Here is a 12,063-nt window from a genome sequence, read left to right on the forward strand (position 1 = left end):
GAGGCCCGGCGTCACCGGCCGTAGCCCCATGCACGCTTGCCTGGCAGCACGCCGGAAATGCTCGCTTGCCTGGCAGCAAGCCGGAAACCGTCCCTGTCCGAGGGTGACGGACGCCCAAGGGGCCGGTGGTCGCGGACAACCGCGACTCGTCACCACGGGGCCGCCCGGGTGACCGCCCTGGGCCGGAGGGCGCAGCGCTCGGGCGCCGCGGCGTGTTCGCTCCTATCGTGGAGAGGAACACAGTGTCGATCAGTACCGAGGCGGGCAGGCACATGCGGAATCCGCGGATCGACTACGAGGCGGTGTTCCGGGCCCTCCCCGGCATGGTGGCGCTGCTCAGCCCCGACCTGGTCTACGCGGACGCCAACGAGGACTTCCTCCGACTGGCCGGGCGCACCCGCGAACAATTGATCGGCCGCTACATCTTCGACGTGTTCCCCGAGAACCCCAACGACCCGGCTGCGGCCGGCATGCGAGAGACCCGGGCGTCGATGCTGCGGGTGGTGGCCACCGGCGAGCGGGACACGATGGCGCTGGTGCGCTACGACATCGAGGATCGCGAGCGCCCCGGGCACTGGAGGCAGCACTTCTGGAGCCCGGTGAACGCCCCCGTGCTCGCCCCGGACGGGAGTGTGGTGCTGGTCGTCCACCGGGTGGAGGAGGTGACCGAGCTCATCCGCGCCCGTGGCGGGCCGGGCAGCGACAACAGCCGGGCCCGGGTACTGGAAGCCGAGCTCTACACCCGCGCCCGTGAACTGCAGGAGGTCAACGAGCGCCTGCGCCGGGCACAGGCCCGCGACCGCGAGGTCGCCCTGGCCCTGCAGGACGCGATGCTTCCCGCCCCGATGCCGGTCGGGCACCACCGGGCAGCGGTCCGCTACCAGCCCGCCGTCGGCACTCTGAACGTGTGTGGTGACTGGTACGACCTGGTCGATCTGCCGGGCGACCGCATCGCGGTGGCGGTCGGCGACGTAGTCGGCCACGGTCTGCGGGCGGCCTGCGTCATGGGGCAGCTGCGGAGCGCGCTGAGCGCGGCGGCCCGTGTCGCCGACGGCCCGGCCCGGGCCCTGGAAGCCCTCGGACTGTATGCCCGCCACATCGAGGGTGCGGAGTCGACCACGGTGGTGAAGACCTTCATCGACTGGGCCACCCTCACCATCACGTACAGCAGCGCGGGTCACCCGCCACCCGCCCTGCTCCACCCTGACGGCAGGGTGACCTTTCTCGACCAGGCGACCGATCCGCCGCTCGGCGCCCGTCCCGAACACGTCCCCCGCCCGGAGGCCAGCACGGCCTTCGTCGAGGGCGCCACCCTGGTGCTGTACACCGACGGCCTGATCGAACGCCGCCACGAGGACATCGACACGGGCCTGGCCCGCCTCGCCGACTCCCTGGTCCATCATGGGCAGGCCGGTGCCGAAGCCCTGGCCGACGCGCTTCTGGCCGACCTCCTCCCACCCAGCGGCAATACCGACGACACAGCGCTGGTCATCATCCGCCTGTGACCCCGCTCGCCTCCCGCCGCCGTGGCGTGGCAGAGCACAGGAAGCCGGGGCGAGACGTCCGATTTGACTCTTCGGGGACTTCTGCCAACGTGGTGAGTGTCAGGCCCTGCGCCGCCCACGGTTCTCCCCCGCGAAGGCGCCGTCGGCCGTGACTCCGGACGGCCACGGCGTTCCCGCTGCTCGGTCTCCCGGCCCGAAGAGGCCCGCGGTCGAAGCCTTGGCCCACCTCCGACGCCCTGCTACGACACGATTGCGACCGCCGACCACCTGGACGGATACGACATGAGGCACCCCACCTCGCAGGAGCGGGCCTCGCTCGGCAAGGCCGCGCGCGCCACGGCGCCCCGGTCCAGCCACGCCGAGTTCACACCCGGGCCCGAACGGCCGGACCCGCTGCAGATCATCGCGGCCCAGTCGGCGACCCGGTTGCCGGACCTCGTGCCGCTGCGCTACGGCAGGATGTCCGAGTCGCCCTTCCGGTTCTACCGGGGGGCCGCCGCCATCATGGCATCGGATCTGGCGAGCACTCCGGCGTCCGGGCTGCGTACCCAGCTGTGCGGTGACGCGCACATGCTGAATTTCCGGCTCCTGGCCTCACCGGAACGCCGGCTCATGTTCGACATCAACGACTTCGACGAGACGCTGCCGGGCCCCTGGGAGTGGGACGTCAAGCGCCTGTCCGCAAGCCTCGTCATCGCGGCCCGGGCGAACGGCTTCAGCACGAAGGAGCGGGCCGGGATCGTCCGGGCCACCGTGCGGTCCTACCGCGAGACCATGCGGTTCTATGCCGGACTCGGCAACATGGCCGTCTGGTACGCCCGGTTCGACGTCGACCGGGTGCGGGCCCGGTTCGGGGCGGACCTGTCCGCGCGGGGCCGCGCACGGTGGTCGCAGGCCGTGACCCAGGCACGTTCCCGCGACACCCTCCAGGCGTTCGACAAGTTCACCCGCGTCGTCGACGGCAAACGGCGCATCATCCCCGATCCCCCGCTCATCACACGCCTCGAGGACCTGTTGCCGCAGGACCGGCGCGGCGATGTGGAGCACGAGATCCACCGGCTGATCGAGCGCTACGGCCAGACCTTGCAGTCCGACCGGCGGTACCTGCTGGAGCAGTACCGCGTGGCCGACATGGCCCGCAAGGTCGTCGGGGTCGGGAGCGTGGGCACCCGCTGCTGGATCGTGCTGCTGCTCGGGCGTGACGACGAGGATCCCCTGTTCCTCCAGGCCAAGGAGGCCGACGAGTCGGTACTGGCGCCCCATGTGGGGGCCAGCGCGTACCGGACGCAGGGTGAGAGGGTGGTCGCCGGCCAGCGACTGATGCAGGCCACCAGCGACATCTTCCTGGGGTGGGAGCGGGCCGAGGGAATCGACGGCCGACGGCGGGACTTCTACGTACGGCAGTTGCGGGACTGGAAGTGGGTCGCCACGGCCGAGGACATGGTGCCGCGCGGCATGCGTACCTTCGGCGCCCTGTGCGGCGCGACACTGGCCCGAGCTCACGCGCGGTCGGGCGACCGGATCGCCATCGCCGCCTATCTGGGCGGCGGCGAGAGCTTCGACCGCGCGCTGGTCACCTTCGCCGAGCACTACGCCGACCAGAACGAGCGCGACCACCAGGCGCTCGTCGACGCCATCCGCGCCGGGCGTCTGCCCGCCGAGTCCGGCTGAACGACGCCGGGGCCTCGCCGTCCATCTTCGGGATTCTCAGCTCCATCGGGCTGCGGGCCGGGAGCCGGCGGCGGCCTCCTCGTAGCCAAGGCACCTCCCCGAGCCGCGCGCCGCCTGCCCGGTCCGCACGCGCCTGCTCGATCTCCTCGTGCCGACGCCCCGCGGAGTTTTACCCCGTCGCCGGCGTCGGCCGGGACGCACGCAGGTCGCGTCCGTCCCCCCGACCGTTGCTGACGGATCCCCGCCATGCGGGCTACCCGCCACCACTCCTCCGTGTCGGCCGAGTTGCCGTCGGGGAGACCCTTCGCAGCACCCGGACCACCCATTCACCGGGTGCGCGGAGGAGAGACATCAATGACCAGAGCATCCGCGAGAAGGCGGTCCCGGCTCCTCGCTGCCGGGCTTTCCCTCTCACTGCTGCCGGCCGGGCAGGCCGTCGCAGCCGGAGCCATAGGCACGACGGCGGGCACCGACCGTGCCGCGTCGTCCGTGCACGCGCCGGCCACGGCGCGAACCGTCACCCTCATCACCGGTGACCAGGTGACCGTGACCGACCTCGGCGCAGGCCGGAAGACGGTCGCCGTGGAGCGCCCCGCGGGCGCGACCGGAGCGGTGCGCAGTGAGATATCCGGCGGCCGGATCACCGTCGTGCCCGACGAGGCCCGGCCCTATCTCCAGGCGGGCCTCCTCGACGCCGAACTCTTCGACGTCACCGCTCTGATCGAGCAGGGACTCGGCGACTCGTCCTCCGACGGCCTGCCGCTCATCGTGACCTACACGAAGAACACCAGGAGTGCGACACCCCGGGGAGCCCGCGAGGTCCGGGCGCTGCCGAGCGTGGGGGGTGCGGCCCTGGAGGCGTCGAAGTCCGGGGAGTTCTGGCGCACGGTCGCGCCGGACGCCAACTCCGCTACCAGGAGATCGACTTCGGCCGCTCGGCTGGCGGGCGGGGTCGAGAGGATCTGGCTGGACGCCCGTGTCGACGCCGCGATGGAGACCAGTAACGCCCAGATCGGCACCTCCGCGGCCTGGGAGGCCGGGCTGACCGGCAAGGGCGTCAAGGTCGCCGTCCTCGACACGGGCGTGGATCTGACCCATCCCGATCTCAAGGACCGGGTGAGCGAGACCAGGAGCTTCGTCGACGGCCAGGAGGTCGCCGACCGCAACGGCCACGGCACGCACGTCTCGTCCACCGTCGGTGGCAGTGGTGCGGCCTCCGGCGGCAAGGAGAAGGGTGTGGCCCCCGACGCCACCCTCGCCGTCGGCAAGGTTCTCGGCGACCAGGGCTCCGGATCGGAGTCGCAGATCATCGCCGGCATGGAGTGGGCCGCCAAGGACGTCCGGGCCAGGATCGTCTCCATGAGTCTCGGATCGTCCCAGGGCAGTGACGGCACCGACCCGATGGCCCAGGCAGTGAACACCCTCTCCGAGGACACGGGCGCTCTGTTCGTCATCGCGGCCGGCAACGCGGGCGCTCCCGGCACCATCGGCTCCCCGGGAGCCGCCGACTCCGCGCTGACGATCGGCGCGGTCGACTCCGCCGACCGGCGTGCGTCCTTCTCCAGCCAGGGCCCTCGTCCGGGCGACAACGCTCTGAAGCCCGACCTGTCCGCGCCGGGCGTGGACATCGTGGCGGCGCGCTCGCAGCTCGTGAGCGGCAGCGGCCCGTACACGTCGATGAGCGGGACGTCCATGGCGACCCCGCACGTCGCGGGTGTGGCGGCACTGCTCGCCCAGAAGCACCCCGACTGGAGCGGACAGCAGCTCAAGGACGGGCTGATGAGCACGTCCAAGCAGATCAGCGGCACGTCGTACGAGGTGGGCGCGGGCCGTGTCGACGTCGCGTCCGCCGTCGACGCGCGGATCACCGCCACCGGCAGCGCCGACCTCGGCTTCATCGGCTGGCCGTACGAGGAGAACCACCCGGTCGCGAAGACGCTGACCTACACCAACGCCTCCGACCGGCCGGTCACCCTGGCGCTGACGGTGGAGGGTGCTCCCGCCGGCGTGGTCACCCTCGCCGACTCCACCCTCACGGTGCCCGCGCACGGCACCGCCCGGACCACGGTCACCGGTGACGGCGCCGCCGCGCCCGTCGGCACGACCTCCGGCCGCGTCGTCGCCCACGACGGCGACGCGGTGGTGGCGCACACGTCGTTCGGCATGACCAAGGAGAACGAGCGCTACACGCTCACCATCCACGTGAAGGACCGCGACGGCGCCCCGTCCGCCGCGTACGTGGCTGTCAAGCAGATGGCCGAGGGCACGTCGGTCATCCCGGCCCCGGTCGGTGACTCCGGCACGCTCGAGCTGCGCCTGGAGCCCGGCTCGTACAACCTGTCCACCTTCCTGGACGTACGCGGCGGCAGGGGTACGGACTCGCTCGGCCTCGGTCTGCTCACCGAGCCCGAGGTCACCCTGGACCGTGACCGCGAAGTCACTCTGGACGGGCGGACGTTGCGGGAGATCCGGGCCGACGTGGGCCGGCGGACCGAGACCCGTCAGCGGATCATGGAGTTCAGCCGGTCCGCGAACGGCGAGTCCTTCGCACCGTCCGTCCTGGTCCCGTGGAAGTACGACAGCATCTTCGCCGCGCCGACCCGCAAGCCCCGCACGGGCACCTTCGAGTACCGGACCGTGTGGCGGCTCGGCAAGCCCCAGCTCGAGGTCGAAACGGGCGGCCAGCGGCTCGGCGAGGCGGTCGTCCAGCGCGGATCGGGCCAGTTCACCGGGCGCAAGCGGATGCCCGTGACGGACGCGGGCACCGGAAGCGCCGCCGACTACGCCGGCAAGGCCGTCCGGGGCAAGGCGGTCGTCGTGCGCCGCACCGACGCGATCACCCCCACCGCACTGGCCCAGAACGCCCAGGACGCGGGTGCCGCGGCCCTGTTCATCACCGACGACGCTCCCGGGCGGTTGCTGGCCGGGTTCGCCGGGACCGACGGTTCGCCACGCCCGCTGTCCATCGCGACGGTGAACGCCGAGGACGGGGCGCGGCTGATCGAGGCCGCCCGGCTCGACCGGGGCGTGGAGCTGACCGGCGCCGAGTTCACGCCGTACGTGTACGACCTCACCGAGGGATACCCCGGGGCGATCCCCGCCGACCTGACCTACCGGCCGGGCAGGAACGAACTGGCCGTCGTCACCGACACGTTCCACGCGCCGAAGGAAGCCGACGGCAGCGAGTTCCGCTACTCGGTCACCGACACCTTCCCCATGGGCATGGGCGTCCCGGAGAAGATCGCGTTCCCCGTGGAGCGCACCGACTACATCAGCGCCGGACCCGAGCGGGGGTGGCACCAGTCCGTGACAAGTGGTCCGGGCGCCATCGAGGAACGTGAGGGCGTCGTGTACTTCCGCGGCGGCGAGCGCTCCACCACGGACTGGTTCAAGCCTGTCTGGCACCCGTGGCTGGGCACCGGCCTCGGCTGGGGGCAGGAACGCGCGGGCAACAACCTGCAGTTCAACACACCGGGCTGGGGCGACTCGGGACCGGACCACACCGGCTTCGGCGATGTGTGGCACGCGAGCTCGGTGACCCAGACCACCGAGGTGTACGTGGACGGGGTGCGGGTGGACCGGAGGCTGGGCTCGGGGGCGTACGCCCGGAAGGTCAAGTCGACCGAGCAGGACTTCAGGGTGGTCACGGACACCGCCCTGGACCCGGACGTCTGGCGCCTCGCCACGAAGGGCCACTCCGAATGGACCTTCAAGTCGGCCGCCACACCCGCCGACCGGTGGACGTATCTGCCGATGCTCAACCTCGGGTTCGACGTCGACACCGATCTGCACGGTGATGTGCGGGCCGGCAGCCGTCTGGACCTCGGGATCTTCTCCGAGTACGTCAAGGGCGCCGCGGACACCGGAAGGATCACCGGCTCGACGCTGGAGGTCTCCTTCGACGACGGCGCGACATGGAGGTCCGTCCCGCTCGACCGGGTACGACACCGGTCCGCCTCCTGGGCCGGCTCGGTGCGGGTGCCGCACGACGCGCGGTACGTCTCCGTGCGGGCCTCGGCCACCGACGACCGGGGCGGCTCGGTCGAGCAGGAGATCGTCCGCGCGGTGGGCGTACGGAAGTAGCTGACGCCTGCGGAGCGGCCGTCCGGCCGAACGACTGTTGACTGCGCGGTACTTGGCGGAGGTCGCCAAGTACCGCGCTCAGTGACGTGGGGCCGCGGAGCGGCCGGAGCGCCTCTACCGGACCTGGTCTCCCGCGCTGTGTCACAACCGCCGACTCGCCTGTCTGGCAAGGGCGTTCGGGGGCATCCGGAACACAAGGAAGGAGGACCACCGGATGACGACTCCCCTCAGACACCTGCCCCGGCGCATGCCTCTCTGGGCGAAGATGGTGACCGCCGTCGTGCTGGTGCTCGCGGTGCTGTTCGCCGGAATCAGGCTGGCCGTACTGCCGGGCATCAAGGATCTTTTCGGCACCGACACCCACGACCGCTCGGGCCCCGCTCTCCTCGAGTCCATCAAGGACATGAGCCGCTACGACGCCGCCTCCGGAAACTTCCAGGTGGTCGTGGACCTCGAGAAGGACGCGAAGTACCTGCCGGACGCCGTTCGCGGCTCCCGCACCCTCTACGTGGGGGCGGGCACCGTGGAGGCGTACGTCGACCTCGGCAAGGTCGGCGGAAACGAGGTGACGGTCAATGACGACCGCACGTCGGCCACCTTGCGACTCCCGCACGCGCAGTTGGGCAAGCCCGCCCTGGACGTCGACCACTCCTACGCTGTCTCCAAGGAACGCGGCTTCCTCGACCGGCTCGGAGACCTGTTCTCCGACAACCCGAACAGCGAGCACGCCGTGCAGCGGCTCGCCGTCTCGCACATCGCGGAGGCGGCCGAAGTCAGTGGGCTGACCAGAAGGGCCGAGACCAACACCACCAGCATGCTCCAGAGCCTGCTGCACTCCGTCGGCTTCAAGGACGTACACGTCTCGTACGGCCCCTGACTCAGTCGGCCCCGTCATGATCCCGCGCGCCGGACGGGCCGTCCTCGGGTCCCGTCCGCAGCCGGACGATGCCTTGCTGGAACGGACCGTCACCGGCGGGCAGCGGACCGAGCGTCCGCGCGTCGGTCTCGTCCGGCGGCAGCGTCCAGTACGTGTCCTCGGTGGCGGAGAACCGCAGCGCGAAGATCGTCGTGTCGTCGTGGAGCCGTCCCCCCGAGTGCCGCAGCAGCCCGTCCGAGACCAGCCCGGCGACCTGGTGTGCGGACGCCACGGCGGCGGGATCGCGGACGGCGGCGTCCTCCAGGAACGAGCGGAGCGGGAAGAACTCGCCCGCCGCGTCGCGCGCCTCGGTGACCCCGTCGGTGGTCAGCACGATGACGTCGTCGTCGGCCAGCGTGAAGCGTTGGGGCACGACGGATACCACCCCGGCCGGATCGAGGTCGCTGAGGCCGAGCGGCAGCCGGTTGGCCACCCGCAGCACCCGGACACCGCGCGGGCTGACCACCAGCGGCGGATCGTGTCCGAAATCGACCACGTCCACCCATGACTCGCCGCAGCCGGGGTTGGGGAATCCCAGCAGCACGGCGGTCGCGAAGCGGTCGGGCTGGGCGTAGCCCATGGCCACCCCGAGGCGGCGCTGGCGTTCCATCCGCACTTCCAGCCGCCCGGCGACGATGCTGAGGCTCGGCACGTGGTACCCGGCCTCGCGGAACGATCCGAGGATCGCGGCGGCCGCGGCCAGGGCGCCCAGCCCTTTTCCCTGGACGTCGCCGATGAGGGCCCGGGCTCCCCACCGGCTCGGCTGGAGGTCGTAGAAGTCGCCGCCCAGCCGGGCCACCGCGTCGGCGGGGAGATAGACGTGGGCGTTCTCGAGGCCATGAACGTGCGGCGGCATCTCACGCAGCACGGTGGCGCGTGTCGAGTCCGCGACGTTGCGGATGTGCAGGTTTCTTCCTTCCCGGCGCAGCCGGAGCCAGCACGCGGCGACCGCGAGCACGCTGCCCACGGCGACCAGGATGAAGTCGGGCAGACCGGCCGTGTACTCGTGGGACCAGGCGGCGTCGAGCCCCAGGTACGCCAGGACGGAGACGAGACCGAAAACCGCGGTCACCCAGACCGGACAGAGCGCGGCGGCGAGGCTGGGGACCATGATGATCCAGGAGAGCACCCGGAAGTCGCCTGAGGTGTTCCAGTCGGTGAAGGCGACCGCGACCAGCGCCGCCAGCGGCAGCAGCCAGCCCACCCGGCGCCACCGCAGCCAGCCGGGGAGGACGGACACGACGCGCTCCAGCCTGCGCTCCAGTGCCTGCCGCCACCGTCCGGAGGAGCCGGACGGGCGGATCTGCGGTGGGCGGAAGGGCGACACCTTTGTATCGGATCACGCACCAGCGCCCGGCGCATCCGGTGACCGCCTGGGGCCGTCACGGCCGGGGCGGCGGCACCCGCTTCGGCCGCTCAGCCGTCCGTCAGGGCCGGTCGGGTCCGCGATAGGGCAGCGTCTGGCTGTAGACGACGCTGGTGGTCGTGGATCCGAAGCCGGCGAGCTCGTCCATGAGCGTTTCCAGGTGTGCCATGGAGGTCGCGGCCACCTTCAGGGTGTAGCAGTCGTCGCCGGTGGTACGCAGGCACTCCAGGACCTCCCGCCGGTCGGCGAGCAGTCGGCGCAACGGCTGGTGGCGGTTGCCCGGGTACTTCAACCGGACGACGGCGAGGACGGGGTAGCCGACCTTGACCAGGTCGATCTCGGCGCGGTAGCCGGTGATGACGCCCATGGCCTCCAGATGCCGCACGCGTTCCGTGGTGGCTGACGAGCCGAGACTCACACGCCGCCCCAACTCGCTGAGCGACAGACGTGCGTCCCGTTGCAGCTCGTCGATGATCGCCCAGTCGATGTCGTCAAGATTTCCGGCCATCTAGCGATTCTACCGGGAAAGCGGCGGGAGAATCTGGCTTCTACCGGGAGAGTCACCTTCCGGACTTCTTGATCACCGAGATAGCCTCCCCTCATGCAACTTGGCGTCAACGTACCGAACTTCGGGCCGGGCACCGATCCCGGCGTGCTGCGCGAGTGGGCGGCGATCGTGGAGGGGCTCGGTTTCGACCTCCTCATGGTGTCGGACCACGTGGCCGTCACCCCGGACGTGGCCGAGCGCTATCCGGCGCCGTTCTACGAGCCGTTCACCACACTGTCCTGGGTGGCCGGCATCACCACCAGGGTGCGACTGGGCACGACCGTGCTCGTACTCCCCTACCGGCATCCTCTGCTGGTGGCGCGCATGGCCACCAACCTCCACCAGCTCAGCGGCGGCCGGCTCGTGCTCGGGGTGGGCATCGGCTGGGCGCCCCAGGAGTTCGAGGCGCTCGGTGTGCCGTTCACCGCACGCGGCGCACTGACCGACGAACACCTCGTCACCCTGCGGGAGGCCTGGCGCGAGGAGGCCGGCGCGCACACACCCCCGATCCCCGTCTGGGTCGGCGGCAACAGCGAAGCGGGGATCCGGCGCGCCATCAGGTTCGGCGACGCCTGGCATCCGCTGCGGGGCACCCTTCCCTGGATGCGCTCCGTCCTCGCGCAGCACTCGCTGCCGGCGTTCGCGCCCCGCATCACCCTGCGGCTGACCACGACTCCGGTCAACGACCCCGAGCGGCCGGCGGGCACCGGCACCCTCGAACAGATCCTCGACGATCTCGACCAGCTGGACCGCCTCGGGGCCGACACCGTCGTGCTCGACCCGTACCACGGAGACCCGGAGGACACGCGCCGGCCCCAGGCGGCCTGGCAGGCGCTCACCGCCGTAGCCACTCACCGGAGGACCCGCTCGTGATCACCACCGCCGACGAGGACCTCCTGCGGCGGGCGATCGCCATCGCGGCCCATGCCACCACCGTGGGCGACGCGCCCTACGGCTCGCTGCTGGCCGGCCCGGACGGCACGATCCTCGCCGAAGCCCACAACACGGTGCGCCGTGACGACGACATCAGCGCCCACCCGGAACTGAAACTCGCCCGCTGGGCGGCCCGCGAACTCGACCCCGGCACAGCCGCCCGCACCACCATGTACACCAGCTGTCAGCCGTGCGGTATGTGTGCGGGCGGCATCATGCGCTCCGGGCTCGGCCGTGTCGTCTACGCGCTCTCCACCGAGCAACTCGTCGAACTCAACCCGGAGTCGGGCGCCTGGCCGACGACAGCGCAGGACGGCCCGGCCCTGTTCGACGAGGCACGCGGCCCCATCGACGACTACTACCGGCCGTCACGGTGAGGGCCGGATACCGGCCAGGGGGGCCTCGGGTTGCGGTCGGACGGGGCCCCGGCTTCGAGTCCGTGGCGCACGGGTCCTGGTCGTCGCAGGCTCTCCCTGGTGCGGGCGCTCCGGAGGGTCAAGGCGACTATCAAAGCGCAGGCGCCCCCGAGCCATAGAACGCTACGGACAGTGAGCGCGTCGAGAACGAAGCCGCCGGCCAGCGCGCCGAGACCGCTCGACAGGTCGAAGACCGCCACCCACAGGAAAGAGGCCGCTTCCACCACCTGCGGGGCCGCCGCACAGGGGCGGCGCGGGATGATCCCGGGCAGGGGAGCGCGCGGCTTCCCCCGGGGTGTCAGCGAATGCGGCGCATGCGGATCGGGCCCCGCGCCTGCTCCGGCTCGACCGGCTGACCACCCTGGGTGATCTCCACCTCGCCGGCCGCGACCAGCCTCCGTGCCGCCTGACGGACCGGTTCCATCAAGGCGCGCCAGCCATCGTCGTCCTGCGCGTACACGGCCCGAGCGGCGTCCGAGGGGCAGATCGTCCCGGTCGGACCACGCTGCTCCAGCAGCTCCACGATGGCCCGCTCCACACGCCGGTCCATGTCGTGTTCGTCGTCTGTCACACCACCAGTCTCCCGGAAAACCACCGTGAACGGTGCCCGGGGCGTCCGGCGGCGC

General features: G+C 71.4%; 9 protein-coding genes. 6 read left to right on the forward strand and 3 right to left on the reverse strand.

The features are described 5' to 3' along the window. Nucleotides 1-272 precede the first annotated feature (272 nt). The 4 genes from ABZ454_RS04720 to ABZ454_RS04735 all read left to right on the forward strand — a co-directional run bounded on the left by ABZ454_RS04720 (nt 273) and on the right by ABZ454_RS04735 (nt 8,136). A complete protein-coding gene (locus ABZ454_RS04720; protein WP_359536181.1) occupies nt 273-1,505 on the forward strand; it encodes a SpoIIE family protein phosphatase in 1,233 nt (410 codons plus the stop codon). 282 nt (nt 1,506-1,787) lie between these two features. Beyond that, nucleotides 1,788-3,176 carry a DUF2252 domain-containing protein gene (locus ABZ454_RS04725; RefSeq protein WP_356318085.1) on the forward strand — a complete coding sequence of 463 codons (1,389 nt, stop codon included), beginning with the start codon at nt 1,788-1,790 and terminating at the stop codon, nt 3,174-3,176. A 354-nt stretch (nt 3,177-3,530) separates the two neighbouring features. Beyond that, nucleotides 3,531-7,259 (forward strand): S8 family serine peptidase, encoded by a 3,729-nt coding sequence (locus ABZ454_RS04730; RefSeq protein WP_359536069.1) that lies wholly within the window; start codon nt 3,531-3,533, stop codon nt 7,257-7,259. Between the two features lie 214 nt (nt 7,260-7,473). Continuing rightward, the gene (locus tag ABZ454_RS04735) at nt 7,474-8,136 is read left to right on the forward strand and encodes a DUF4230 domain-containing protein (RefSeq protein WP_359536070.1); all 663 of its coding nucleotides are present in this window, start codon (nt 7,474-7,476) and stop codon (nt 8,134-8,136) included. A 1-nt stretch (nt 8,137) separates the two neighbouring features. Here the strand turns inward: ABZ454_RS04735 and ABZ454_RS04740 are convergent, their stop codons facing one another. Continuing rightward, a complete protein-coding gene (locus ABZ454_RS04740; RefSeq protein WP_359536071.1) occupies nt 8,138-9,502 on the reverse strand; it encodes a PP2C family protein-serine/threonine phosphatase in 1,365 nt (454 codons plus the stop codon). Nucleotides 9,503-9,602: 100 nt separating this feature from the next. Further along, nucleotides 9,603-10,049, reverse strand: a complete 447-nt coding sequence (locus ABZ454_RS04745) for an Lrp/AsnC family transcriptional regulator (RefSeq protein WP_356318079.1) — start codon at nt 10,047-10,049, stop codon at nt 9,603-9,605. A gap of 93 nt (nt 10,050-10,142) precedes the next feature. Between ABZ454_RS04745 and ABZ454_RS04750 the strand changes: the two genes are divergently transcribed. Both ABZ454_RS04750 and ABZ454_RS04755 read left to right on the forward strand, forming a co-directional pair. After that, nucleotides 10,143-10,961 (forward strand): TIGR03619 family F420-dependent LLM class oxidoreductase, encoded by an 819-nt coding sequence (locus ABZ454_RS04750; protein ID WP_359536072.1) that lies wholly within the window; start codon nt 10,143-10,145, stop codon nt 10,959-10,961. Continuing rightward, entirely contained in the window at nt 10,958-11,398 is a 441-nt protein-coding gene (locus tag ABZ454_RS04755; protein ID WP_359536073.1) for a nucleoside deaminase, read from the forward strand. The genes ABZ454_RS04750 and ABZ454_RS04755 overlap by 4 nt, the downstream gene beginning before the upstream one ends. Before the next feature lie 337 nt (nt 11,399-11,735). Here the strand turns inward: ABZ454_RS04755 and ABZ454_RS04760 are convergent, their stop codons facing one another. Continuing rightward, on the reverse strand, nt 11,736-12,008 hold the full coding sequence (locus tag ABZ454_RS04760; RefSeq protein WP_359536074.1) for a DUF3253 domain-containing protein: 273 nt from the start codon (nt 12,006-12,008) through the stop codon (nt 11,736-11,738). Nucleotides 12,009-12,063: the final 55 nt, after the last annotated feature.

Origin of the sequence: Streptomyces sp. NPDC005803 (assembly GCF_040630435.1) — a bacterium.
In the GTDB taxonomy this organism is placed as follows: Bacteria; Actinomycetota; Actinomycetes; order Streptomycetales; family Streptomycetaceae; genus Streptomyces.

Coding starts and splice junctions, on each gene's coding strand:
- ABZ454_RS04735 (WP_359536070.1), top strand. CDS start 7,474: ATGACGACTCCCCTCAGACACCTGCCCCGGCGCATGCCTCTCTGGGCG.
- ABZ454_RS04750 (WP_359536072.1), top strand. CDS start 10,143: ATGCAACTTGGCGTCAACGTACCGAACTTCGGGCCGGGCACCGATCCC.
- ABZ454_RS04730 (WP_359536069.1), top strand. CDS start 3,531: ATGACCAGAGCATCCGCGAGAAGGCGGTCCCGGCTCCTCGCTGCCGGG.
- ABZ454_RS04725 (WP_356318085.1), top strand. CDS start 1,788: ATGAGGCACCCCACCTCGCAGGAGCGGGCCTCGCTCGGCAAGGCCGCG.
- ABZ454_RS04745 (WP_356318079.1), bottom strand. CDS start 10,049: ATGGCCGGAAATCTTGACGACATCGACTGGGCGATCATCGACGAGCTG.
- ABZ454_RS04720 (WP_359536181.1), top strand. CDS start 273: ATGCGGAATCCGCGGATCGACTACGAGGCGGTGTTCCGGGCCCTCCCC.